The following is a 23,942-nucleotide window of genomic DNA, read 5'->3' on the forward strand; positions in this document are numbered from 1 at the left end:
CCGAATGGCCAAGCATGGCCGAGGCGGGCGAGGGGCGCTTAGGTCGGAAGTCACGGAATGTGAATCCGTTCGTCCTGGCCGCAGGCCGGAACTGGTCGGCGCAGCGGCTACACCAGCGCCGCTTCCTCACGCAGCTGCTGCGCACGGGCTTCGCCCAGATACCGGGTGATCCCCGCACGTACCAGGTAGATCAGCGGAATAAGCGCGATCGCGGCCAGCATCTTGTAGGCATAGTTGACCGTGCTGACCGCCAGGAACAGCGAGGTCGGCCACTTCTGCGGGCCCAGCACGAAGGCGATGTAGAGCACGACGAAGCTGTCCACCAGCTGCGACACCGCGGTCGAACCGGTCGCGCGCAGCCACACATACTTCTCGCCGGTGATATTGCGTATGCGGTGGAACACGGCGACGTCGATCAGCTGGCCGAGGATGAAGGCCACCAGCGAGCCGGCAATGGTCCACAGACCCTGGCCGAACACCGCGGCGAATGCGGCCTGGTAGTCGCTCACGCCCTGCGGCTGTGCCGCCTTGACCCACCAGTCGGCGGGCGCGATCGCGATGGCGGCAAATGCGAACACGAAGCCGTAGACGATCAGCACCGCCGCCAGCCACGAGATCATGCGCACGCCGCGGCGGCCGAAGAACTCGTTGATGACGTCGGTCATCAGGAACACCACCGGCCACAACAGCGTGCCGGCGGTGAAGCTCAGCGAACCGGTCTGGCCGAACAGGTTCCATTCCAGCGGTGCAATGCCCAGGGTGTCCTCGAGCGCGAAGATCTTCACGCCGATGAACTCGGCCAGCACCGCGTTGACGCAGAAGAACGCACTCAGGACGATGAACAACCACACCGCGCGGTCGTGCAGGGTGCGTCCCTGGATGCTCATGCCAGGCAGCTCATGCGCGCGGCGCGGCCGGTGGCGAGAACGGGATGGTGTCGGGCGACACCGCGCCGCCGGAAATGATGAAGCTCATCGCCTGGTCGACGCTCCAGTCGGTCGGCGTGATCTTCTCCACCGGCACGATCTCCAGGTAGCCGGAGGTCGGGTTCGGCGTGGTCGGCACGTACACCGCTGCAAGTTCACGCCCGGTGCCCTGTTCGCGCAGGACGCGGGTGACGAAACCAATCGACTTCATCTCGGTGTGCGGGAAGTCGATCAGCACCACGCGCTGGGTGCCGTCGGGCTTGGTCTGCAGGATGTCGAGCAACTTGCGCGCGCTGCCGTAGATGGTGCTGGCCAGCGGAATGCGGTCGATCAGCGCCTCGAACCAGCGCAGCATGCGCTGGCCGAACACGCGGCGTGCCATCACACCGGAGAACAGGATCACCGCGACGGTGGCCAGCATCGCCAGCACGGTCGACACCCACGGCTCGTCCAGCCACGACAGCGTCTGCGGGTAGGTCGATGCCATGTTCTGCAGCACCGGCGTGATCAGCGGCTGGCTGATCCCCGACAGCAGCACGAATACGAATTTGACGACGACCCAGGTCAACCAGATCGGCAGCAGCGTGAGCAGGCCGGTGAGGAAGAGTCTTTGCAGACTGGGACGGTTCGGGGCGGGTCGGCCGCCGGGGATGGTGTCGGGCATGGCGCGGATTGTAGGGCACCGCCCGCGCCCGCGTGCTGGCAGGCCATGCAGCCGCCAGATGAGGTCAGCGCTCGCGAACCAGGCGGAAGCCGACGTCGTCGTAGCCGCGCTCGGCCACCAGCGTGCGCTGGTCCTGGCGGCTGCGCCAGGATTCGCCGGCCACCTGGCGCTGCTGGCAGTTGCTGCCGCAGTCGCGCAGCCACATCGACAGGGCGCGGTTGCCGGCGTCACTGCGAAGGTGGGCCGCTTCCTCGGCGCTCGGCAGGCGGTAGCGGCGGCCGGTCTGGGCGCTGTACCACTGCGCGTAGGCCTGTGCATCCTCGAGCGAGATGCACACCACCGGGTCGTTCTCTTCCTGGTTGAAGCCGGGCTTCTGCCAGTCGCGCGGGTCGATCATCCGCAGCAGCGAGGCGCGCTCGCGGCACAGCGCCGGGGTGCGGCCGTTGGAGGCGGCGAAGCGTGCGTACTCGCGGCGCGACACCGGGCGCGGCGTCATCGTCACGCTGACCTTGGCGCTGGCCTGCGAGGTGACGTCGATGGTCGTGCCGCGGGCCAGTCCGGTGGGCATCGTCCTGGCCTGCGCGAGCAGGCGCGGGTTGAGCTTGCGCGGCAGGTCCATCTGCCCGGCGAGGGCGGTCGTGCGCTGGACGTCGGCCTTGTCGCGGCGGCGGATCGCCGTTTCCAGGCGGGCGTCGAGCGCCTTGCCGGCCTGGTCGCGCAGTTCGGCCTGGGCCTTGGAGCTGGCGGTGCCGGTCTGCTGGCCAAGGTTGTTGGCATGCGTCAGCAGGTCGCGCGCGCGCTGGTCCTTGCCTTCTTTCACGCTGCGCACGATCTGGGTCGACAGCGCGAGCGTGAGGTCGTCGATGGCCTTGGCCACGTCGGGATGGGTGCTGTCGGTGTGCCAGGCCAGCAGCACGCTGTCGAAGGCGTTGGCATCGTCGGGTTCGGTCAGGCGGCCGCGCGCGATCTGCTGGCGGGCGTCGTCGAGTGCCCGCTGGAGCGGGGCTTCCGGCAGCGGCTGCAGCATTGCGTCGGTCGGATCGTCGGTGGTCGTCGCCGTCGGTGAGGTGGCGACGATCTCGGCCGGGGCCAGTGCTTCGCTGTCGTCGTCGCGACCGATGCTGAAACCCAGCACCACCAGCGTGACCGCGGCGACGGCCAGTGCCGCCCACATCGGTGTCGCCCAGCGCTTGGAGGGACGCAGCCGCTCGAACATTTCCAGCGCGCCGGTCCACGGCTTGCGCTGCTGCACGGCGCGGATGGCGTTGGCCATCTGTGCGGCATCCTGGAAGCGGTTGGCCGCCTGCTTGGTCAGCGCGCGATTCATGAAGCGCTGCCAGTGATGCAGGTGCTGCGGCAGCTTCGGGATCGGGTCCTGCGCGTGCATCACCGCCATCGACAGCGCATCGGCGGCTTCGAAGGGCAGGCGGCCGGTGAGCATCTCCCACAGCAGCACGCCCAGGCTGTAGAGATCGGCGCGGCCATCGACGTCTTCGCCGCGTGCCTGCTCCGGCGCCATGTAGGCGGTGCTGCCCACGGCCAGGCCGGCGGCGGTGACGCGCGGGCCGAAGCCGCGACGCAGGGCAATGCCGAAGTCGGCGAGCAGCACGCGTTCGCTTTCGTCGAACAGCACGTTCTCGGCCTTGACGTCGCGATGGACGACGCCGCGCGCATGCGCGTAGTCGAGTGCAGACAGCAGCGTCAGCGCGACTTCGACCGCGCGCGGTTCGTCCTTGCTCAGGTCGCGCTGGCCGAGATGGCCGCGCGGCAGGAACGGCATTGCGTAGTACGGCAGACCTTCGCGGGTGCGGCCGACTTCATGGATGGTGACGATGTTGGGGTGTTCGAGGCGCGCGATCGTGCGCACTTCATTCTCGAAGCGGCGTCGGCTCACTTCGTCTGCCAGTGCCAGCGGCAGCATCACCTTGATGGCAACTTCGCGCGACAACGCGATCTGGTTGCCCAGATACACGGTCGACATGCCACCGTGGTTGATCACCTTGTGCAGGTGAAAGCCGGTGATCTCCGGTAATGGCGATGCGTTGTCGATGTTGGATGTTGATCCGGACATCGCGTCCCCCTGTCGCGAAACGGGAGCATACGCCGTAGATTCGCAAAGCTCACGACGCCATCCTCACATCTGGGATGTGAAGACAGATGTGATGACGCACAGCGTCAGTTTTGGTCGAAAACAGGGCAAATGTCGCTTGTTTTAAGGCACTTCCGGCGCGTCCCGATGCTTGGGTTTTTGCCGCACGTAGAGCTGTTTGCGCAAACGCGCGACGACATCGCCGTCGCTGTCGACGACGTCGGTGTTGAACCAGCGCAGCGTCTTGGCGCCGGTGGCGGTGGCCTGGCGCAACTCGACGAGCGTGCGATCGTCGAGGCGGAAATCGGCATGGACCGTGCCGCGTCCGGGCTTCACGAATTCGATCTCCGCCGCCTTGTCCCAGACCCAGTACTCGCTGCCCAGGGCGTTCATCGTCAGCAGCATCCAGAACGGGTCGGTCATGGCGAACAGGCTGCCGCCGAAATGGGTGCCGACGTAGTTGCGGTTCCAGGGGCGCATGCGCAGCTCGACATGGGCATGGCGGTAATCGGCGGCCAGGGCGGTGACGCGGATGCCGCTGAACAGGAACGGTGGCCAGAGGTTCAGGCCGAGGCGCAGGTGGCTGGATTTCATTCGGCAGGGGAGGCGGGTGGGGCCGATAGCCTGCCATACGGATGCGTATTGAGGAAGCGCTGCGCCTCTCCCGCCGCGTCCGGCCCCTCTCCCGCCAGGAGTGGGGCCACTTGAGCCGTCAGAACAGCAGCGAAGACATCCTGCGGCGATAGCGCCCGACCAGATCCTCGTCCTCGACCACCCGGAAGGCATCGATCAGCGCCTTGCGCGGCAGGCCATCGGCGTACGTGCGGTCGCGCCGCAGCATCTCCAGGAACTGCTCCAGCCCGGCCTCGGCATTGCCGTCGACGATGTGCAGGGCGCCGAGGATGTGGCGGGCGCGCAGGTCGTCGGGATTGCTGGCGATCGACGCCTCCAGCACCGCGGCCGGCGGCGCGTCCTTGAGCAGCGAGGCGAACTCCAGGCGCGAACGCGCGCGCTGGGCGCGGTCGTCGGTGGCCAGGTTGGCGGGCAGGCCGTCGAGCAGCTGCTCGGCTTCCTGCGCGGCGCCGGTCTTGAGCAGGGCCAGGGCCAGCTCCAGGCGCAGCTCGGCATTGTCGGCATTGGCGGCGACTTCGCCGCGCAGGCGCACCACTTCCTCGTGCGGGTCCAGCACCGGCGCCGGCGCTTCAACCGCGTCCGGCTCGCCAGCGGTGCCCGGCTCGACGCCGTGATGCTTGAGGAATTCGCGGATCTGGCCTTCCGGCAGCGCGCCGGGGAAGCCATCGACCAGTTGCCCGTCCTTGACCAGGAAGACGGTCGGGATCGAACGCACCTGGAAGGCACCGGCCAGCTGCGGCTCCTTGTCGACGTCGACCTTGGCCAGCTCGAAGGCGCCGTGGTAGTCGGCGGCCAGCTTCTCCAGGATCGGCCCGAGCGTCTTGCACGGGCCGCACCACTCCGCCCAGAAGTCGACCAGCACCGGCGTCTGCAGCGATTTCTGCAGTACTTGCGCCTCGAAGTTGTCGGCGGTGGCGTCGAAGACGTAGGCGGGGGCGGTTTCAGTCGTCATCAGCGGTGCTCGGCTCGGCTCGGTGGACAGTCGCAGGAGATGGGGGCGGGCGGGATGCTTGGCAAGCATCGCCGGGGCGGCGGCACGCTAGCATGAAGCGCCGCTCCCCCGATCTGCCGGACCCCCGTGAACCCTAGCGCACACAGCCGTATCGTCGCGTTGTTCGATCGCCATGCCGGCACCCTGGCGGTGCTGTGCTGTGCCGGCACGATTTTCGCCTTCGCCGCGGCGTTCGAGCCGTTCTCGCATCGGCAGCACCCGGTCGCGCTGCTCGGTGCACGCGGTGTGCCCGGGGCGGTCGCCTTCAACCTGCTGTGCTTCGTCGTGCCGGGACTGCTTGCCGCAGGCGTGGCCGTGCGACTGCGCGCGCGCTTGCCCGCAGGCGCCGGCCGCACCGCCGCGATCGGCGTCTGGATGCTGGCGATCTCCGCACTGGCGTTCGCGGCGCAGGGGCTGTGGCCACTCGATCCTGCCGACCTGGAGAATGCCCGCAGCCAGCGGCATGCGACCGCGTGGCTGCTGTGGTGGTTGTCGTTCGCGCCTGGCGCGGTGCTGCTGGGGCTCGGCGTGCGCAGCGTTCAGGGCTGGCGCAGCTGGGCGGGTCTGTTCATCACCGCGGGATTGCTGGCGATCGTTCTGAACGCCTTGCCGGCGACATGGTTGCCGGGGCCGATCGCGCAGCGCGTGCTGCTGGCGCTGTGGCTGGCGTGCGTCTGGGGCGCTTCGCGGCGTCGCTGACGGGGAAATGGGCTGGAGGCCCACGGCCTGCGTCCCGGCATGCGCCAGGACGCAGGGGCAGGGGCAGGGTAGTTACAGCGCGGCCGATGCAGCGGCCGGCTGCGACCCCGGCTGGCGATAGACCTTGCCATCCTTCATCACGAAGTCGACCTTCATCACCGCGCTGATGTCCTCGACCGGATTGCCGGGCACCGCGACGATGTCCGCGCGCTTGCCGATCTCGATCACGCCCTGGTCGTCGACGCCCAGCACTTCGGCGGCGCGGATCGTCGCTGCCTGCAGCGCCACCGCCGCCGGGATGCCGGCTTCCGTCATGTAGATGAACTCGCGCGCGTTGTCGCCGTGCGGGCCCACGCCCATGTCCGTGCCGAAGGCGATCTTGACGCCGTTCTTGTAGGCCTTGCTGGCCGTGTCCTGGATCAGCGCGCCGATGCGGATCGCCTTGGGCCGCACCACCTCGGGGAAGTAGCCGTCGATCTTGGCCTTGTCGGCGACGAAACGGCCGGCGTAGATCGTCGGCACGTACCAGGTGCCGTGCTGCTTCATCAGCGACATCACCTCCGGACTCATGTAGGTGCCGTGCTCGATCGAGGTGACCCCGCCGAGCACCGCGCGCTTCATGCCTTCCTCGCCGTGGGCGTGGGCGGCGACGCGGTAGCCGTAGTCCTTGGCGGTGTCGACGATCGCCTTGACCTCCTCGACGGTGAACTGCGGCGCGTCGCCGGACTTGGCATACGACAGCACGCCGCCGGTGGCGGTGATCTTGATCACGTCGCTGCCTTCCTTGTAACGCTGGCGCACGGCCTGGCGGGCATCGTCGATCGAATTGATCACGCCCTCGGTCGGGCCGGGCGGGCCGATCAGGTGCGACAGGGCGTCGTTGTAGCCATTGGTGGGGTCGGCGTGACCGCCGGTGGTGGCGATCGACTTGCCCGCGGCCCAGATCCGCGGCCCATCGACCAGGCCCTGGTTGATGGCGTCGCGCAGGTGCGGACTGACCTCGCCACCGAGGTCGCGCACGCTGGTGAAGCCGGCCATCAGCGTCTTGTTGGCGAAGCCGACGGAGCGGAAGGCGAAATCGACCTCGTCCAGGCGGAAGCCTTCCGAGTAGCTCTGCGCGCTGGACTGGTTGCCCAGGTGCACGTGCAGGTCGGTCCAGCCGGGCGTACAGGTGTGGCCTGAAAGATCGATGCGCTCCAGTCCCGCGCTGTCGGCGGCGCCAGAAGCCACCTCGGCGACCTTGCCGGCACGCACGATGATCGTGTGCGGGCCCAGCACCTTGCCGGCGCGGGCATCGAACAACTGCCCGCATTGCAGTGCATAGCTGTCGGCGGCGGCAGAGGCCGGCAGAGCGGCCAGGGCGGTGCTCAAGGACAGGACGAGTGTGGACAGGCGCATTCGGTATCTCCCCAGATGAAGCGCCTACTCTAGCCGCGCGGGCCGCCGGGGCTCCTGGGCCATTGGTCTAAGGCGCCGTGCCGGCGGTCACGATGCGGCGGCCCGCGGCGGCCCGCTGCGGCCGGCGGCGGCCGGATGCAGAGCGCGCATGCCGCCGGCACCGGAATAGCGGCCATTTGTGCACTGCGGTAGGCTTGGCGGTCTTCCCCTAGCTTTCCCTTGCCCCGTGTCCACTGACGCCGAAGCCGCTCAAACCGTCGCCGATCCGAACGCCACCGACATCCGGGCCTTCGATCCGCTTGCCATCGAGGCCGCTGCCCAGGGGTACTGGGACGGCAGCCGCGCCTTCGAGGTCGACGAGCGCTCGGACAAGCCCAAGTACTACTGCCTGTCGATGCTGCCGTACCCATCGGGCGCGCTGCACATGGGCCACGTGCGCAACTACACCATCGGCGACGTCATCAGCCGCTTCAAGCGCATGACCGGCCACAACGTGCTGCAGCCGATGGGCTGGGACGCATTCGGCCTGCCGGCCGAGAACGCCGCGATCAAGAACAGGACCGCGCCGGCGAAGTGGACCTACGCCAACATCGCCCACATGAAGGCCCAGCTCAAGCAGATGGGCTATGCGATCGACTGGTCGCGCGAGTTCGCCACCTGCCAGCCGTCGTACTACGTGCACGAGCAGCGCATGTTCGTGCGCCTGATGAAGAAGGGCCTGGCCTACCGCAAGAACTCGGTGGTGAACTGGGATCCGGTCGACCAGACCGTGCTGGCCAACGAGCAGGTCGTCGACGGCCGCGGCTGGCGCACCGGCGCGCTGGTGGAAAAGCGCGAGATCCCGCAATGGTTCCTCAAGATCACCGATTACGCGCAGGAACTGCTCGACGGCCTGGACGCATTGCCGGGCTGGCCGGATGCGGTCAAGACCATGCAGCGAAACTGGATCGGCCGCAGCGAAGGGCTGGAGATCCGCTTCGGCGTGCGTGATGGCGACGGCAACGCCGTTGCACCGCTCAGCGTGTTCACCACGCGCCCGGACACGCTGATGGGCGTCACGTTCGTCTCCATCGCCGGCGAGCACCCGCTGGCATTGGCGGCGGCGCAGCAGGATGCCGGACTGGCAGAATTCCTGGCCGACCTCAAGAAGGGCGGCGTCACCGAAGCCGAGCTGGAGACCCAGGAAAAGCGCGGCCGCGACACCGGCCTGCGTGCCATCCATCCGATCACCGGCGAGGAGCTGCCGGTGTTCGTCGCCAACTTCGTGCTGATGAACTACGGCACCGGCGCGGTCATGGCCGTGCCCGCGCACGATCAGCGCGACTGGGAATTCGCCCAGCGTTACGCGCTGCCGATCCGCATGGTGATCGTTCCGGCCGAAGTGCGCGACGCGCTGGCCGAGATCGGCCAGCACCTGGCCCGCCACGACGACCCGATGCGCAGTGCGCTCGGCGGCGCCGGCGCGGTCGATGTCTACGAGACCTCGGCCGCGGTCCAGGTGGTGGAGGAGTTCCAGCGTCGCATCGCCGAGGAATCGGCCTACACCGAGCGCGGCTGGCTGGTAAATTCCGGCGAGTTCGACGGCATGGAATTCCAGCAGGCACTCGATGCGCTGGCGACCCGCTTCGAAGGCGAAGGCAGCGGCCAGCGCCGCGTCAATTTCCGCCTGCGCGACTGGGGCGTGAGCCGCCAGCGCTACTGGGGTTGCCCGATCCCGGTGATCCTGTGCGGCAAGTGCGGCGACGTGCCCGTGCCGGAAGACCAGCTGCCGGTGGTGCTGCCCGAAGACGTCGCCTTCAGCGGCGTGGCCTCGCCGATCAAGTCCGATCCGACCTGGCGCCAGACCACCTGCCCGCAATGCGGCGGCGCGGCCGAGCGCGAGACCGACACCTTCGACACCTTCATGGAGTCGAGCTGGTACTACGCGCGCTATACCTCGCCCGGCGCGGAGCAGCAGGTAGACGAGCGTGCCAAGTACTGGACGCCGGTCGACCAGTACATCGGCGGCATCGAGCACGCGATCCTGCACCTGCTGTACTTCCGCTTCTACCACAAGCTCATGCGCGACCAGGGCCTGGTTGCCAGCGACGAGCCGGCGATCAACCTGCTCACCCAGGGCATGGTGATCGCCGAGACGTTCTATCGCGACAACGCCGACGGTTCCAAGGACTGGATCAACCCGGCCGACGTCGAAGTGATCCGCGACGAGCGCGGTCGCATCACCGGCGCCACGCTGAAGGCCGACGGCAAGCCGGTGGTGATCGGCGGCACCGAGAAGATGTCGAAGTCGAAGAACAACGGCGTCGACCCGCAGCTGATGGTCGGCAAGTACGGCGCCGACACGGTGCGCCTGTTCTCGATGTTCGCCGCGCCCCCGGAGCAGTCCCTGGAATGGAACGAGGCGGGCGTTGAAGGCATGTCGCGCTTCCTGCGCCGCTTCTGGCGCGAAGTGCTCGAGCACGTCTCCCAGCCGGATCATCCGCAGGTCGACGTGGCGCAGCTTGACGCTGCGCAGAAGACCCTGCGCCGCCAGCTGCACGAAGCCATCCAGAAGGTCGGCGACGACTACGGCCGCCGCCACAGCTTCAACACCGCCATCGCGGCGCTGATGGAACTGCTCAACCATGTCTCCAGGTTCGACGACATGAGCGACCAGGGCCGTGCCGTGCGCCATGAAGCGCTGCAGGCGATGGTGCTGTTGCTCAACCCGGTCACGCCGCACGTCTGCCACGCGCTGTGGCAGGCACTGGGCCATGCCGAGACGCTGCTGGAGGACGTGCCGTTCCCGGTCGCCGATCCGGCTGCGCTGGTGCGCGATGCGGTGACGCTGGCGGTGCAGGTCAACGGCAAGCTGCGCGGCACCATCGACGTGCCGGTGAACATCAGCAAGGAAGAAGCCGAGCGCCTCGCCCTGGCCGAACCGAACGTGGCCAAGTACATGGAAGGCCTGGCGGTGCGCAAGGTGATCGTCGTGCCCGGCAAGATCGTAAATATCGTTGCCGGCTAGCCCATGCCAAAGCCCTCTCCCGCTCGCGGGAGAGGGGTTGGGGTGAGGGCCGCCCGTCGTCACTGGCTGAACGAGCCGTCGCCCGCTATTGATGGCCACCCACGCCTCGTCCAGACTGCCCGCATGATCCGTCCCTCGATCCGTCACTCGATCCGTCGCCTGGTCCCCGCCAGCGCCGCGCTGGCCATCACCCTGGCCGTGTCGGCTTGCGGCTTCCATTTGCGCAGTGCCCTCGTGTTGCCGCCCGACATGGGTCCGGTCCGCGTGGTGTCGGCAGACCGATACAGCCCGTTGGCCGAATCGCTGGCGGACGCGTTGACCCGCGCCGGTGCCACGCCGGCCACCGAGGACACCGACGAGGCCACCGTGCTCGACCTGCTCGGCGAGCAGTGGGGCGACCGCCCGATCGCGCTCGACGAACTCGGCCGCGCTCAGGAGTACTCGCTGCGCTATGCGGTGACGTTCGAAGTGCGCAAACCCGACGGTTCAACACCGGTGCCGCGCCAGACCATCGAGCTGGCGCGCGACTACGTGTCCAACCCGGTGCAGTCGATCGGTACCGAAGGCGAGCGCGAGATCCTGCAGGGTGAAATGCGCCGCGAGATGGTGGCTTCGGTGCTGCGCCGCCTCGATGCCGTTGCCCGTCACACGGTCGAGGTTCCGGCGACGACGCCGGCACCGACACCGGTAACGACACCCGTACCGTCTGCCGAAGGGACGCCGGCGCCCGCCGCAGCGGCCACTCCGACAGAGGGCGGCGGCGACACGCCGCGCTGAACGCGCAGCCCGCGCCGCTGAAATGGAACTGAAACCGGAACAGCTGGTCGCCCAGCTTGGCCTCGACCAGGCCACGCCGCCGCCGCTGCGCCCGGCCTACCTGATTGCCGGCCCGGAACCGCTGCGCGTGCTCGAAGCCGCTGATGCGGTGCGCGCCGCCGCGCGCCGCCAGGGCATCGCCGAACGCGAAGTCTTCGAAGCCGAGGGAAACCAGCGCGAGCCGGACTGGAATGGCCTGTCCGCCAGCTTCCGCGCGCCGAGCCTGTTCGCCAGCCGGCGCCTGGTCGAAGTGCGCCTGCCCAGTGGCAAGCCGGGCAAGGAAGGCGCCGAGGTCATCAGCGATTTCTGCGCCGATCCGCCGATGGACGTGGTCCTGATGGTCACCGCCGGCGAGTGGAGCAAGCAGCACGGCGGCAAGTGGAGCGAAGCGATCGGCCGCATCGGCCTGGTCGCCGTCGCCTGGGCGGTCAAGCCGCACGAATTGCCGGACTGGATCGAGCGCCGCCTTCGCCAGCACGGCCTGCGTGCCGATCGCGATGCCGTGCAGAATCTCGCCGATCGCGTCGAGGGCAATCTGCTGGCCGCTGCCCAGGAGATCGACAAGCTCGCCCTGCTGTCCGATGGCAGCACCCTCGACAGCGCGAAGATCACCGCCCTGGTCGCGGACGCCGCGCGCTACGACGTGTTCCGCCTGGTCGACGCGGCGATGAACGGCAGCGGCGCGCAGGTCGCGCACATGCTCGCCGGACTGCGTGCCGAGGGCGAGGCGGTACCGGCGCTGCTGGGCATGGTGGTGATGGAGCTGCAACGCGCCGCAGCGCTGGCCCGTGTGCAGGCAAAGGGCGGCAATCTGGCCAACGAATTCAAGGCGCAGCGGATCTGGGATTCCAAGCAGCCAATGTACCGGCGCGCGCTGCAGCGCCATGCCGCGCCGCGCTGGGACGCGTTCGTGGCCGAAGCCGGCCGCGTCGACCGCATCGCCAAGGGACGCGGACGCATCGGCGAGGAGCCGACCGACGCCTGGCTCGCGCTCGAACGACTGCTGCTGGCCGTGGCGGAGCCGCGCGCGGCAAAGCTGCTCTCGGCTCCGCGCGGCTGAGTCCCCGGGCCATGACGCTGCGGATCTACTACGGCGGCACCTTCGACCCGGTCCATTGCGGCCACCTGGCGGTGGCCTGCGCCGTCCGTGACGCGCTGGCGGCGCAGGTGCACCTGATCCCCGCGGCCGACCCGCCGCACAAGGACGCGACCCACGCCGATGCCTGGGCGCGTGCGCGCATGCTCGACCTGGCGCTGGCCGGGGAGGCGGGGCTCAAGGTCGATCGCAGGGAGCTGCGCCGGGAAGGGCCGTCCTATACGGTCGACACCCTGCGCGAGCTGCGCCAGGAGCTGGGCCCGGGTGCGCCGATCGTGTGGATGCTCGGCGGCGATTCGCTGCTGCAGTTGCACACCTGGCACCGCTGGCAGGAACTGTTCGAATTCGCGCACGTCCTGGCCGTGGCACGGCCGGGATCGCACCTGGACGTGGCCACGATCGGTGAGCAGTCGCCGCGGGTCCATGCCGAGGTGGTTTCGCGCTGGCGCGAGGCCACTGAACTCTCGCAAGCCCCTGCAGGCGGCTTCGCGGCGTTCGAACTGGGCGTGCAGCGCCCCGAGTCATCCACCGAGCTGCGCCGCCGGATCGCCGCTGGCGAGGCCTGGCAGGACTGGGTGCCGGCCGCGGTGGCCGAGTACATCCGCCGTCACGGGCTGTATGCCGTCCGGGACGTCACACCCGCTCCGTTATAATCTTCATAACCCCGCGCCGAGACCATTGCCCCTTGAGTACCGAAGCACAAGTCATCAAGACCCGCTTGCCCGACCCGCCGCCGCCGGTAGATCTCCTGCTCAAGACGGTCCACGCCGCGGTCGAGGAACTGAAGGCCAAGGATGTCGTCGAGATCGATGTGCGCGGCAAGAGCAGCGTCACCGATTACATGGTGATCGCTTCGGGTACCTCGACGCGCCATGTCAAGTCGATCGCCAACGAAGTGGTCAAGTTCGCCAAGAACCTGGACGTCCAGCCGCTGGGCGTGGAAGGCGAGCGCGAAGCCGAATGGGTGCTGGTCGATCTGGGCGATGTCGTCGTCCATGTGATGCTGCCGCGCGTTCGCGAGTTCTATGCGCTTGAGCGTCTGTGGACGGTTGGCGACCAGCCGCCGGGCATGGAAGAGGACGAGGAATACGAGGTCGGTTACGGCCGGCGGCGCTGAGTCGCAGCTTTCCTTCGTCCATGAATGACGGCGCCTTGCGGCGCCGTTTTCATTTGTGCTGACGGGGTTGGCGTCGTCATCGCCGTTGCCGTCGGTGCGGCGTTGTCCGCCGGGCCGGGGATTGCTCCGCCCCTTAATCGGACATCCTGTCCGAATGCGGGGCGCGGGCCATCCATGGCCCGCTGCTGCGCAATCCCCGGCCCGTCGGACAACGCTTCGGCAATTCACTGCCTGGTCTTCGTTGGCACGTAGCCCGGGTAAGCGCAGCGCAACCGGGGTTGATGCGCGTCGGAACCCGGGTGCGCTGCGCTTACCCGGGCCACGGCGGTCAAAGGTGCCCGCGCTCCCACGGCCCCGTGATCGCCACCGTGATCCCAGGCGTCTGGATGTTGACGAACAGCGTCTGGCTGAAAGGATCCCAGCATGCGCCGCAGAATTCGCTGTCGCGGTAATCGCCTTCGGGAATGACCTTGCCGGCATTGCTGATCTGGGTCGAAGTCAGTTCGATGTTGTTTTTGCAGAAGTAGAACGACTCGCCCTGCCGGGTCAGCCCGATCAGTCTTGCACCGGGGCCGTACTGGTCCGGGCTTTCGCCGCCGTCCTCGCACAGCAGTACGCCGCCGCGGCCGCTCACCGTGATGTTGTCGGGATTGTGCGCGGCCAGCTGGTTGCCGCTGACGAACAGTGCGCGCATGCGCTGGGTGAGCAGGTCGAGCACCCACACCGCGCCGTTGCCGCGGCCCTTGCGGCCCTGTGCGTCGACGCCGGTGCTGGTGTCGACGATGAACATCTTGCCGTAGCTGTGCCAGATGCCTTCGCCGCGACTCATGCGCAGCGCGCCCGCGCTCCAGGCCTGTGCGAACGGGCCGCTGAGGGTCTCGCCTGCGGAAATGTCGGGGAAGCCGGACGGGGCGGCGATGCTGTCCAGGTCCGGATCGGGGATGTCGACCCATTCCAGTGCGTACTCGTCGCCGATCGCCGCGACGGTGAGGTCGGCGTTGGGCTGGCGACGCACGCGCGCGGCCTGCAGGCGGCCGCCGTGTTCGAGCGAGCCGTAACGGCCGGCGCGGTCGTTGGGGATGAAGCGATACAGGCCGGCCTTGTTGCGGTCGTCCTCGGTCAGGTAGACGACGCCGGTGCGCGGATCGATGGCGACGGCTTCATGGCTGAAGCGGCCCAGGCCGATCAGCGGCCTGCCGCTGGTGCGCTCGGCTTCGGCGTGCACTTCGAAGACGTAGCCGTGCTTCTTGCCGGTGCTCGACACTGCATCGGTCTTGATTTCCTCGCAGCTCAGCCAACTGCCCCAGGGAGTAGGGCCGCCGGCGCAGTTGACCAGGGTGCCGCCGAGGCTGGCCTCGATGCTGCGCCATTCGCCGTGGCGCCAGGTCATCGTCGTGGTGCCACCGCCGGCGACCTGGCCGCCGCCGATGTCGCCGCTGTCATACATGCCCGGTGCGTTGATCGGGGTTGCAGCGCCGCGTTCGTGGTTGCGGATCAACACGAGTTCGTGGCCGCGGCCGTGGTCGCCGCCATGGTGGTGCCTGTTGTCGCGCGGTCCCGAACCAGGGCGGCGCAAGCCGACCACGGCCATGCCGTCGTGGCGATCGGGGCAGGGTTGGCCATCGCTCATCACATCGCCGCTCCAACCGAAGGAGCGATAACTGAAGCCGCGCGGCAACTGCAGCAGCGGCAGGCCGGTGGCGCGGTCGGCGACCGGCGCGAGCGGGCCGTAGCGGCCGGGAATCGGGGCAAGTCGGGTAGGGTCGCCGGCGGCCAGCGCCTGACGCGAGTACAACGCGCCAAGGCTGCCCATGGCGCCAACCGCCATGGCGGCGGCGCCACCTTTGAGGACCTGGCGGCGGGAGAGATCCAACGCATTCATCTGCGGCTCCTGCGGGGCTGGGGGAGCCTGCAACCTAGGTGCCCGGCGTGGCCGGACGATGACACCGCCAAGTCAGTCCGCCGGAACGTGACGCGCTACCGGTAACATTCACGCAGATGAAAGCGAAACTGATCGCCGTCGGTGAACGTGCCCCACGCTGGGTGGCCGAGGGTTTCGGCGAGTATCAAAAGCGCCTGTCGCACTGGCTTCCGCTGGAGCTGGTCGAGATCGAACCCGGCCTGCGCGGCAAGGGCCGCGATGCCGCGCGCGCAACCCAGGACGAAGGCGCACGCGTGCTGGCCGCGTTGCCGAAGAATGCCTGCGTGGTCACCCTCGATGGTCGCGGCCGCACCTGGTCGTCCGAGCAGCTGGCGCAGCGGCTGGAGCATTGGCGAGGGCAGGGTCGCGATCTGGCTTTACTGATCGGTGGTCCTGAAGGGCATGCGCCGGACGTGATCGCGCGCGGTGACGAATCGTGGTCGCTTGGGCCGCTGACGCTGCCGCACATGCTGGTGCGCCTGGTCGCCGCCGAGCAGTTGTATCGGGCGGCGGCGTTGCTGGCGAACCATCCGTATCACCGCGCCTGACGCGCACTTCCCCGTGCGCTCCGCTTACCCGGGCTACACAGACCCGCCGCGGATCCACGCAACACAGACCCACGTAGCCCGGGTAAGGCCGCAGGCCGCACCCGGGGCCCACCCAAATGGAGTAGCCCGGGTAAGGCCGCAGGCCGCACCCGGGGCACCGCGCTCAACGATCCAGCTTGAACTCGATCGGCACGCGCCCCAGCGCCTGCACCGCCTGGCCATCGCGGAACGCCGGCTGGAACGTCCACTGCGTCAGCACCGCACGCCTGGCCGCCTGATCGAGGGCGCGATGGCCGCTGCTGCGGACCACGCGCACTTCCAGCGGACGGCCGTCGATGCCGACCAGTATCTCCAGCTCGACCGTGCCCACCAGGCCCTGCCGCACAGCCTCGCGCGGGTAGGCCGGCGCGGGTGCCGACAACGCCTGCAACACCGACGCGCTGGCCGGCTGCGCCGGCTCGCCCACCGACCCGTCCGGAGTGCCGCGATCCAGCGGCGGCAACGCTTCATCACCCGGCTGGGCGTCGACCACGGCTTCGGTAACGGCAACGTCCGCCGGCGCCAGTCGTTGCGATGACGTGGACGTGGGCTGGGGCGGCGTCCGTTCGATCGTCACCTTCTCGGGCGGCGGCGTCTCGACCATTTTGCGCGGCAGGATCTCGATGACCTGGATGGCGGTTTCCTCCACCGGCGGCGTGTAATCCGCCAGCGGCACCATCAGCAGCATGGCGATCACCGCATTGACGGCGATCGCGCCGGCGCCGGCAGCGATCCGGCTGCCGTCGAGTTCGGGGGCGTGGAACGAACCGGCCTGGTGACGCAGGGCAATGGCATTCGACATGGCGTGCCTCCTGGTGTGGTCTGCATTTGCGGCAAACGCACCAGTGGCGACGACGGGGTTGCAGAAAAGAACGGGCCCGCTCGCGGCGGGCCTGAAGTACAAAGATCGGGCCCGCTCGCGGCGGGTCTGAAGTACAAAGATCGGGCCCGCTCGCGGCGGGCCCGATGGGTACAGCGTGCCGGCGCGCGCCGGGGTCAGTTGCCCAGTTCGAAGACGATGTCGAGGCTGACCGACAGAGTGTTCTCGCCCGCGGCGATCGGCGTGCTGTCAAAGGCTTCCTTGCCGCGGGCCATCGCCATCATCGGCATCGGCCGCGGCGGCGCGAAACTGCCGCCCTCGCTGATGCTGACGATGCGGCGGACCTTCAGGCCCAACGTCTTGGCGTACATCTGCGCGCGGGTCTGCGCCTTCTCGACCGCGGCACGGCGCGCCTCGTCGTAGGCCTCGCCCTTGTTCGCCTCGTCGATGTCGAAAGTCGGGCCGTTGATCTGGTTGGCGCCGGTGGCGGCCAGCGCATCCATGATCTTGCCGAGCTTGCCGATGTCGCGGACGGTGATGTTGACGGTGTTCTGGGCCTGGTAGCCGGTGATCGTCGGCGGCTGGTTCTCGCCGTACTTGTACTGCGGGTTGAGGTTGACGCCGCTGGTCTGGATGTCGCGTTCGGCAATGCCGGCGGCCTTGATTGCCGAAACCACCTTGGTCATCTGCTCGGCATTGGCGCGCATGGCCGAATTGGCGTCGGCGGCCTGGGTCACCACGCCGGTGGAAAGGGTGGCGATGTCCGGTGCGCGGCGGGTCTCGGCCTGGGCCGACACCGACAGCAGGGTTCCGTCGGTCGCAACGTACGGTGTGGTCTGGGCGGGACTCACGGCGGGGATGGCTCCGAAGGCGAGGGCGGCGGCCAGCACGAGCGGCCGCAGGGCGAGGCGGGAAGACTTGGTCGGCGTGGACTTCATCCGGGTGGACAGCTGGGACATGAACGACTCCTTGGGGTTGGGGGTAGGGTCTGGATGGTGCAGTGAACGATTCGTGAGCCCGGTCGGGGTTGAATGAGGTTGCGCGCGCTGCCGCGCAGTCAGCGCGGGTTATGCTTTCGCAGATGCTTTACCTCGCCTCCAAATCCCCCCGCCGGCACGAGTTGCTGGGCCGGCTCCTGTCGAGCCAGCCCGGCCTGGAGTTCGGCGTGCTCGACCTCGACATCCCCGAGCACCCGCAGCCCGGCGAGCCGGCCGAATCCTACGTGCGCCGCGTCGCCCGCGAGAAGGCCGGAGCCGGCCTGCTCAGGGTGGTGGGCAACCCCAGCGCGGTCGTGCTCGGCTCCGACACCGAGGTCGTGCTCGACGATGAAGTGTTCGGCAAGCCGGCCGACGATGCCGATGCCGCGGCGATGCTGCGCAGGCTCTCCGGACGCACCCACCAGGTGATCTCGGCAGTGTCGCTGGTTTCGCCGTCGCGCGAGGCGCAGGCCGTCTCGGTTTCCGAAGTCACCTTCGCCCAGCTCAGCCAGTCGCAGATCGACGACTACGTTGCCAGCGGCGAGCCGCACGGGCGCGCGGGCGCGTACGCGATCCAGGGACTGGCCGAAGCGTTCACCACGCGCCTGTCCGGCAGCTACTCGGGCGTGATGGGATTGCCGCTGTACGAAACTGCCACCTTGCTGCGCCAGTTCGGAGTGTTGAAGTGACCGAAGAAATACTGGTCAACGTTACGCCCCGCGAAACCCGCGTTGCCGTCGTCGAAAACGGCATGCTCCAGGAACTGCACATCGAACGCGGCTGGCGCCGCGGTGTCGTCGGCAACATCTACAAGGGCAAGGTCCAGCGGGTCATGCCGGGCATGCAGGCGGCGTTTGTCGAGATCGGGCTGGAGCGCGCGGCGTTCCTGCACGCGGCCGACATCGTCAAGCCGGTGCCGGTCGCCGAAGGCGCCAGCGAAGGCGAGGAGGCCCCCCTGCCGCCGACGCCGACGCGGCCGATCGCCGAGCTGCTGCGCGAGGGCCAGGACATCATCGTTCAGGTGGTCAAGGACCCGATCGGCAGCAAGGGCGCGCGACTCACCACCCAGCTGAGCATTCCCTCGCGCTACCTGGTGCTGCTGCCGCGCACGCGCGTGGTCGGCGTGTCGGCGCGCATCGAGGACGAGGCCGAGCGTGCCCGCCTGAAATCGCACATCACCTCGCTGGCGCCGTCCGGCGACAGCCACGGCTACATCGTGCGCACCAACGCCGAAGGCCAGCCGGAGGAACAGCTGGCCGAGGACGTGGCCTACCTGGGCCGGGTCTGGGGCCTGATCGAGGAGCGCTCGCGCAGCGCCCGCGTCGGCGAGCGCGTGTATGAAGACCTGAACCTGCCGCTGCGCGCGGTGCGCGACCTGATGCGCAAGGACGTCGAGAAGGTGCGCGTGGACTCGCGCGAGACCTGCGAGCGCCTGCGCGTGTTCGCGGCGCAGTACATGCCCGGCCTGGACGAGAAGATCGAGCATTACACCGGTGCCCGCCCGATCTTCGACCTGTACGGCGTCGAGGACGAGATCCAGCGCGCACTGGACAAGGAAGTGCCGCTGAAGTCCGGCGGCTATCTGGTGATCGACCAGACCGAGGCGATGACCACGGTCGACATCAATACCGGTTCCTTCCTCGGCCAGCGCAACCTGGAGGAAACGGTGTACCGCACCAACCTCGAGGCGGCGCAGTCGGTGGCACGCCAGCTGCGCCTGCGCAACCTCGGCGGCATCATCATCATCGACTTCATCGACATGACCGATTCCGAGCACAAGCGCCAGGTGCTGCGGCAGTTGGAAAAGTCGCTGGCGCGCGACCACGCCAAGACCACGGTGTACGAGTTCTCGCCGCTGGGCCTGGTCGAGATGACGCGCAAGCGCACCACCGAAAGCCTGGAGCGCCAGCTGTCGGAGGCGTGCCACGAGTGCGGCGGGCGCGGCACGCTGAAGACGCCGGAAACGGTGACGTACGAGATATTCCGCGACATCGTCCGCCAGGTGCGCCAGTTCGACGCGCAACGGCTGCTGGTGATCGCCTCGCCGAAAGTGGTCGCCCGCATCACCGACGAGGAGTCGGCGGCGGTGGCCGAGCTCGAAGAGTTCCTTGCCAAGTCGATCCGCTTCCAGGCCGACGACCAGTACGCGCAGGAGCAGTTTGATGTTGTCCTGCTCTGACAAGTGCCTGGGTCGGCAGTGGACGACGGGCAACGCTAGCGGGCAGGGACATCAGGATTGCCGGAGGCCGGCGATGCGTTCGCGGCGCAACGGCTGCCTGTCGCCGTTCGCGCACGGAGCCGGTTGATGCCGACCCCCATGCGCCGCCGTCTGCGCATCGCCCGTCGCGGCCTGGTCTACACCACCGCGCTGGTGCTGGTGCTGATCGCGCTGGTGCTGGCCATCGCCAGCCAGTTGCTGCCGTTGGCGGAGAGCAACCCCAAGCGCGTCGCGGCATGGCTCAGTGAGCGTGCCGGCAGGCCGGTGTCGTTCGACAAGGTCGAGACGGACTGGACCCGGCGCGGGCCGCTGCTGCGACTGGACAACCTGCGCGTGGGTGCCGGCGATGAAGCCTTCACGGTCGGCGACACCGAAATGCTGGTGTCGGTGTACGCCGGCCTGCTGCCTGGCCATGCATTCTCGGAGCTGCGCCTGCGCGGCCTCGACCTGACCCTGGAGCGCAGCGACGACGCGCGCTGGAAGGTGCGCGGCCTGCCGGGCCAGGAACAGGCTGCACGCGATCCGCTGTCGGCGCTGGAAGGCCTGGGCGAGTTGCAGGTCATCGGCGGCAAGCTGACCATCATGGCGCCGCAGCTGGGCATCGACGCCCGCATTCCCCGCATCGACCTGCGCCTTCGCGTCGACGGCCCGCGCGTGCGCGCCGGCGTGCGCGCCTGGCCGAGCGTGGGCGTGCCTGGCGCGGCCATGTCGCCGCTGGACGCGGTGTTCGACTTCGATCGCAAGCAAGGTGATGGCAGGGCGTACCTGGGCACGCGCCGCGCCGACCTGGCCGCGTGGGGGCCGTTGCTGCAACTGGCCGGTGTCGGCAGCGAGTCCGGACAGGGACGCGCGGAAGCATGGGCGCAACTGCGTGGCCACCGCATTACCGAAGTCATCGTTGATGCGGCGCTCGACCGTGTCGGCCTGCGTGGCGCGGCATTGGCCAACGGCTCGGTGCCGCGCGTGTTGTTTCCGCACATCGAGACGCGGGCGCGCTGGCGCCTGGTCGATGGCGGCTGGCGCGCGGACGCACCCAGGCTGCGCATCGACAGTGCCGGCCACGCGCAGAAACTCGACGGCCTGGCCATCGCCGGCGGTACCCGTTACGCGATCGTGGCCGATCGTATCGACGCCGGCCCGCTCCTCGCTGCCGCCGCACTCAGCGATCGCCTCGAGCCGGGGCTGCGCCAGTGGCTCTACAGCACCGCGCCGCAGGTGTCGCTGCAGCGGATAGAAGTTGCCGGCGTGCGCGGTGGACCGATGCGCACGCATGCGCGCATCGCTGCATTCGGATTCAAGCCCGCCGGCAATGCTCCGGGCCTGAGCGGACTGGCCGGCGAGTTCGATGGCGATGCCGATGGCTTCAGCCTCGTGCTCGACCCCAAGTCGCCGATGGTGTTCGACTGGCCGCGCGGTTTCGGCGTCGCCCAGACCGTTGCCCTGCAGGGCCTGGTCAGCGGCTGGCGCGAGGGCGCTGGCTGGCGCGTCGGCACGCCGGCGCTTGCGATCAAGGGCAACGGTTTCGGCGTGCAGGCGCGTGGCGGACTGTGGTGGCAGGGCGATGGTTCGCGGCCCTGGATCGACATCGCCGCCGACATCGATGAAACCCAGGTGCCGGTCGCCAAGGGCTTCTGGATCCACCACAAGATGGCGCCGCGCGTGATCGAGTGGCTCGACTCGGCGCTGCAGGGCGGCCGCCTGCGCAACGGCCACGCGGTGGTGTCGGGCGACCTCGACGATTGGCCCTTCCGCGACCGCAACGGTCGCTTCGAGGCGGTGGCGCAGCTGGAAGATGCCGTCGTCAAGTTCCAGCCCGGTTGGCCGGCGGCGGAAGGACTCGATGCCGATGTCGCCTTCATTGCCGACGGTTTCACGGTCGAAGGCCACGGCAGGCTGGCCGGTGTCGCGATCGACCAGATTCGCGCGGGCATCGACCATTACGGTGGCGGCGCGTTGACGGTGAAGGCCCAGGGCGGCGCCGATGCCGCCCAGCTACTGGCACTGCTGCGCGACAGCCCGCTGCAGCACGATCACGCCGACACCCTGAACAACGTCGTGGCCGGTGGTGCCGCCCGCGTCGGCTTCGACATGAACATGCCACTGGTGCGCGGCGCGGTGACGGACATCGGCGGAACGGTCGAACTCAAGGACGCCAAGCTCGCCGACCCGCGCTGGAAGCTGGCCTTCGACCAGGTCAACGGTCGCGCCGAGTATGCGCGCGGCGGTTTTGGCGCGAAGGATCTGCGCGTACGCCACGACGGCCAGCCCGGGCGCCTGACCCTGCTTGCCGGCGACCAGTACGTGAGCGACAAGACGCACGTATTCGAGGCCGACCTCGACGCCGACATGGCCATCGCCGACCTACTCGATCGCGCACCGGAAATGGCCTGGCTCAAGCCGCACGTCGACGGTCGTTCGCGCTGGACGGTCGGCATCGGCATTGCGAAGGCGGCGAAGGGTCGTGCCGCGCCCACGATGCTGCAGCTTCGCTCGGACCTGGTCGGCACCTCGCTCAACCTGCCGGCGCCGCTGCGAAAGCCGGCTGGCGATGCGCTTGCCGCGTCGATCGATGCACCGCTGCCGATGGGAAGCGATGACATCCGCGTCACCCTCGGCGACCTTGTCTCGGTGCGCGCGCGCAGTCGCGACGACGCGGCGGGCAAGTCGCAGACCGGTGTGCGCATCGCCCTGGGCGGCGCGCGGGTCGACGAAGCGCCGCCGGCACACGGCCTGGTGGCGACCGGACGAGCTCCGGTGCTGGATGCAATCGACTGGGTTGCCATGATGTACGGCGGCAGTGGCGGCGGCCTTGCCCTGCAACGTATCGATGTCACCGCGCAGCGCCTCAACCTGGTGGGTGGCGCCTTCGCCGACACGCGCCTGATCGTCGTGCCGGCGGCACAGGGCGCCACCGCCGTGCAGGTCGATGGCGCCGCCTTGCGCGGTGCCGTGCTGATCCCCGCGGGTGAGGGTGCGGCCATCGCGGGACGGTTCGACCGCGTGTACTGGCGTGCGCCCAAGGCGCCCGCCGCAGCGACAGGCGCGGCCACGCCGGCGCCCGCTTCACCCGTGCCACCTGCACCCGCTGCGACGGCAGGCAACGATGGCTTCAATCCGGCAAGGATTCCGCCACTCAACATCGACATCGCCGACCTGCGCATGGTCGACGCGCGCCTGGGCGAGGCAAACCTGCGCACGCGGCCGTCCAGCAACGGCATGCGTTTCGAACAGCTGCGCATGCGCAGCCCCGGCCAGAACCTCGACGTCAGCGGCGACTGGAGCGGACGCGGCGCTGCCGCGCGCACGCAGATGGACGTGAAGATCGACAGCAAGGATCTTGGCGCGTTGCTGGGCGGCTTCGGCATGAGCCAGCAGCTGGCCGGCGGTATCGGCACGATGCACTTTGCGGCCGGCTGGAACGGCAGTCCCGCCGATTTCAACCTGGCAACGCTGGAAGGCTCGCTGGATGCCGACCTCCGTGACGGTCGCCTGCTCGAAGTCGAACCCGGTGCCGGTCGCGTGCTCGGCCTGCTCAGCCTGGCGCAGCTGCCGCGCCGGTTGATGCTGGATTTCCGCGACTTCTTCTCCAAGGGCTTTGCCTTCAATCACGCCGGCGGCAAGGTGCGTTTCAGCGCGGGCACCGCCCACAGCGACGCCATTTCCATCGACGGTCCGGCCGCGCAGATCAGCATCAGCGGCAGTGCCAACCTGCGCGCGCAGAGTTTCGACCAGACCATCGAAGTGCGGCCCAAGGCCGGCAACCTGTTGACCGTGGCCGGCGCGATTGCCGCGGGGCCGGTCGGCGCGGCAATTGGCGCTGCCGCCAATGCGGTGCTGCAGAAGCCGCTGGGGCAGATGGCCTCGCGCACCTACCGCGTCACCGGGCCGTGGAAAGAGCCCAAGGTCGAAGTGGTCGGAAGCGAGCAGGGCAGGGCCCAGACCACGGTGCCGCCCTCGCGTTGACTCAAGGTGACTCTGGGGGA

Annotated in this window: 19 protein-coding genes; 10 read left to right on the forward strand and 9 right to left on the reverse strand. The window is 68.7% G+C overall.

Annotated features, from left to right (window positions below; genetic code table 11):
- Positions 1 to 107 precede the first annotated feature (107 nt).
- The 5 genes from MNR01_RS16815 to trxA all read right to left on the reverse strand — a co-directional run bounded on the left by MNR01_RS16815 (position 108) and on the right by trxA (position 5,264).
- A complete protein-coding gene (locus tag MNR01_RS16815) occupies positions 108 to 887 on the reverse strand; it encodes a queuosine precursor transporter (RefSeq protein ID WP_241918857.1) in 780 nt (259 codons plus the stop codon).
- Positions 888 to 897: 10 nt separating this feature from the next.
- The gene (locus tag MNR01_RS16820; protein WP_241918858.1) at positions 898 to 1,590 is read right to left on the reverse strand and encodes a DUF502 domain-containing protein; all 693 of its coding nucleotides are present in this window, start codon (positions 1,588 to 1,590) and stop codon (positions 898 to 900) included.
- A 64-nt stretch (positions 1,591 to 1,654) separates the two neighbouring features.
- Complete coding sequence (locus MNR01_RS16825) at positions 1,655 to 3,661, reverse strand: bifunctional serine/threonine-protein kinase/formylglycine-generating enzyme family protein (RefSeq protein WP_241918859.1); 2,007 nt, start codon at positions 3,659 to 3,661, stop codon at positions 1,655 to 1,657.
- Positions 3,662 to 3,802: 141 nt separating this feature from the next.
- Positions 3,803 to 4,273, reverse strand: coding sequence for a DUF4442 domain-containing protein (locus MNR01_RS16830; RefSeq protein WP_241918860.1), 471 nt, complete (start codon positions 4,271 to 4,273; stop codon positions 3,803 to 3,805).
- 118 nt (positions 4,274 to 4,391) lie between these two features.
- Complete coding sequence (gene trxA / locus MNR01_RS16835) at positions 4,392 to 5,264, reverse strand: thioredoxin (RefSeq protein WP_241918861.1); 873 nt, start codon at positions 5,262 to 5,264, stop codon at positions 4,392 to 4,394.
- A gap of 126 nt (positions 5,265 to 5,390) precedes the next feature.
- On the opposite strand from trxA, the gene MNR01_RS16840 reads away from it, so the two are divergent.
- Entirely contained in the window at positions 5,391 to 6,002 is a 612-nt protein-coding gene (locus MNR01_RS16840) for a DUF998 domain-containing protein (RefSeq protein ID WP_241918862.1), read from the forward strand.
- 72 nt (positions 6,003 to 6,074) lie between these two features.
- Here the strand turns inward: MNR01_RS16840 and MNR01_RS16845 are convergent, their stop codons facing one another.
- Positions 6,075 to 7,400, reverse strand: coding sequence for an amidohydrolase family protein (locus MNR01_RS16845; protein ID WP_241918863.1), 1,326 nt, complete (start codon positions 7,398 to 7,400; stop codon positions 6,075 to 6,077).
- A 280-nt stretch (positions 7,401 to 7,680) separates the two neighbouring features.
- Between MNR01_RS16845 and leuS the strand changes: the two genes are divergently transcribed.
- From leuS to rsfS, 5 genes are all read left to right on the forward strand, one after another.
- Entirely contained in the window at positions 7,681 to 10,407 is a 2,727-nt protein-coding gene (leuS, locus tag MNR01_RS16850) for a leucine--tRNA ligase (RefSeq protein ID WP_241920664.1), read from the forward strand.
- 123 nt (positions 10,408 to 10,530) lie between these two features.
- Positions 10,531 to 11,184, forward strand: a complete 654-nt coding sequence (gene lptE / locus MNR01_RS16855; protein ID WP_241918864.1) for an LPS assembly lipoprotein LptE — start codon at positions 10,531 to 10,533, stop codon at positions 11,182 to 11,184.
- Positions 11,185 to 11,206: 22 nt separating this feature from the next.
- Entirely contained in the window at positions 11,207 to 12,283 is a 1,077-nt protein-coding gene (holA, locus tag MNR01_RS16860; RefSeq protein WP_241918865.1) for a DNA polymerase III subunit delta, read from the forward strand.
- A gap of 11 nt (positions 12,284 to 12,294) precedes the next feature.
- On the forward strand, positions 12,295 to 12,972 hold the full coding sequence (gene nadD, locus MNR01_RS16865) for a nicotinate-nucleotide adenylyltransferase (RefSeq protein ID WP_241918866.1): 678 nt from the start codon (positions 12,295 to 12,297) through the stop codon (positions 12,970 to 12,972).
- A gap of 32 nt (positions 12,973 to 13,004) precedes the next feature.
- Positions 13,005 to 13,436, forward strand: coding sequence for a ribosome silencing factor (rsfS, locus tag MNR01_RS16870; RefSeq protein ID WP_241918867.1), 432 nt, complete (start codon positions 13,005 to 13,007; stop codon positions 13,434 to 13,436).
- A gap of 328 nt (positions 13,437 to 13,764) precedes the next feature.
- Here the strand turns inward: rsfS and MNR01_RS16875 are convergent, their stop codons facing one another.
- A complete protein-coding gene (locus MNR01_RS16875; protein WP_241918868.1) occupies positions 13,765 to 15,318 on the reverse strand; it encodes an alkaline phosphatase PhoX in 1,554 nt (517 codons plus the stop codon).
- A gap of 116 nt (positions 15,319 to 15,434) precedes the next feature.
- Here MNR01_RS16875 and rlmH point away from each other — a divergent pair, with 116 nt between their 5' ends.
- On the forward strand, positions 15,435 to 15,905 hold the full coding sequence (gene rlmH / locus MNR01_RS16880; RefSeq protein ID WP_241918869.1) for a 23S rRNA (pseudouridine(1915)-N(3))-methyltransferase RlmH: 471 nt from the start codon (positions 15,435 to 15,437) through the stop codon (positions 15,903 to 15,905).
- A 163-nt stretch (positions 15,906 to 16,068) separates the two neighbouring features.
- Here the strand turns inward: rlmH and MNR01_RS16885 are convergent, their stop codons facing one another.
- Together MNR01_RS16885 and MNR01_RS16890 are read right to left on the reverse strand one after the other, a co-directional pair.
- Positions 16,069 to 16,746: an energy transducer TonB gene (locus MNR01_RS16885; protein ID WP_241918870.1), complete on the reverse strand. Its 678-nt coding sequence runs from the start codon at positions 16,744 to 16,746 to the stop codon at positions 16,069 to 16,071.
- A gap of 194 nt (positions 16,747 to 16,940) precedes the next feature.
- Positions 16,941 to 17,723 carry an SIMPL domain-containing protein gene (locus MNR01_RS16890; RefSeq protein WP_241918871.1) on the reverse strand — a complete coding sequence of 261 codons (783 nt, stop codon included), beginning with the start codon at positions 17,721 to 17,723 and terminating at the stop codon, positions 16,941 to 16,943.
- A 122-nt stretch (positions 17,724 to 17,845) separates the two neighbouring features.
- Between MNR01_RS16890 and MNR01_RS16895 the strand changes: the two genes are divergently transcribed.
- The 3 genes from MNR01_RS16895 to MNR01_RS16905 all read left to right on the forward strand — a co-directional run bounded on the left by MNR01_RS16895 (position 17,846) and on the right by MNR01_RS16905 (position 23,922).
- Entirely contained in the window at positions 17,846 to 18,430 is a 585-nt protein-coding gene (locus tag MNR01_RS16895; protein ID WP_241918872.1) for a Maf family nucleotide pyrophosphatase, read from the forward strand.
- Positions 18,427 to 19,920: a ribonuclease G gene (gene rng, locus MNR01_RS16900; protein ID WP_241918873.1), complete on the forward strand. Its 1,494-nt coding sequence runs from the start codon at positions 18,427 to 18,429 to the stop codon at positions 19,918 to 19,920. Before MNR01_RS16895 ends, rng begins: the two co-directional genes overlap by 4 nt.
- Positions 19,921 to 20,046: 126 nt before the next feature.
- Complete coding sequence (locus MNR01_RS16905) at positions 20,047 to 23,922, forward strand: YhdP family protein (RefSeq protein WP_241918874.1); 3,876 nt, start codon at positions 20,047 to 20,049, stop codon at positions 23,920 to 23,922.
- Positions 23,923 to 23,942 lie beyond the last annotated feature (20 nt).

It is taken from the genome of Lysobacter sp. S4-A87 (assembly GCF_022637455.1).
Classification (GTDB): Bacteria; Pseudomonadota; Gammaproteobacteria; order Xanthomonadales; family Xanthomonadaceae; genus Lysobacter_J.

Excerpts from the sequence above, each read along its gene's own strand:
- MNR01_RS16815 (WP_241918857.1), bottom strand. The coding sequence starts at position 887 with ATGAGCATCCAGGGACGCACCCTGCACGACCGCGCGGTGTGGTTGTTC.
- MNR01_RS16820 (WP_241918858.1), bottom strand. The coding sequence starts at position 1,590 with ATGCCCGACACCATCCCCGGCGGCCGACCCGCCCCGAACCGTCCCAGT.
- MNR01_RS16825 (WP_241918859.1), bottom strand. The coding sequence starts at position 3,661 with ATGTCCGGATCAACATCCAACATCGACAACGCATCGCCATTACCGGAG.
- MNR01_RS16830 (WP_241918860.1), bottom strand. The coding sequence starts at position 4,273 with ATGAAATCCAGCCACCTGCGCCTCGGCCTGAACCTCTGGCCACCGTTC.
- trxA (WP_241918861.1), bottom strand. The coding sequence starts at position 5,264 with ATGACGACTGAAACCGCCCCCGCCTACGTCTTCGACGCCACCGCCGAC.
- MNR01_RS16845 (WP_241918863.1), bottom strand. The coding sequence starts at position 7,400 with ATGCGCCTGTCCACACTCGTCCTGTCCTTGAGCACCGCCCTGGCCGCT.
- lptE (WP_241918864.1), top strand. The coding sequence starts at position 10,531 with ATGATCCGTCCCTCGATCCGTCACTCGATCCGTCGCCTGGTCCCCGCC.
- holA (WP_241918865.1), top strand. The coding sequence starts at position 11,207 with ATGGAACTGAAACCGGAACAGCTGGTCGCCCAGCTTGGCCTCGACCAG.
- nadD (WP_241918866.1), top strand. The coding sequence starts at position 12,295 with ATGACGCTGCGGATCTACTACGGCGGCACCTTCGACCCGGTCCATTGC.
- MNR01_RS16875 (WP_241918868.1), bottom strand. The coding sequence starts at position 15,318 with ATGAATGCGTTGGATCTCTCCCGCCGCCAGGTCCTCAAAGGTGGCGCC.
- rlmH (WP_241918869.1), top strand. The coding sequence starts at position 15,435 with ATGAAAGCGAAACTGATCGCCGTCGGTGAACGTGCCCCACGCTGGGTG.
- MNR01_RS16885 (WP_241918870.1), bottom strand. The coding sequence starts at position 16,746 with ATGTCGAATGCCATTGCCCTGCGTCACCAGGCCGGTTCGTTCCACGCC.
- MNR01_RS16890 (WP_241918871.1), bottom strand. The coding sequence starts at position 17,723 with ATGTCCCAGCTGTCCACCCGGATGAAGTCCACGCCGACCAAGTCTTCC.
- MNR01_RS16895 (WP_241918872.1), top strand. The coding sequence starts at position 17,846 with ATGCTTTACCTCGCCTCCAAATCCCCCCGCCGGCACGAGTTGCTGGGC.
- MNR01_RS16905 (WP_241918874.1), top strand. The coding sequence starts at position 20,047 with ATGCCGACCCCCATGCGCCGCCGTCTGCGCATCGCCCGTCGCGGCCTG.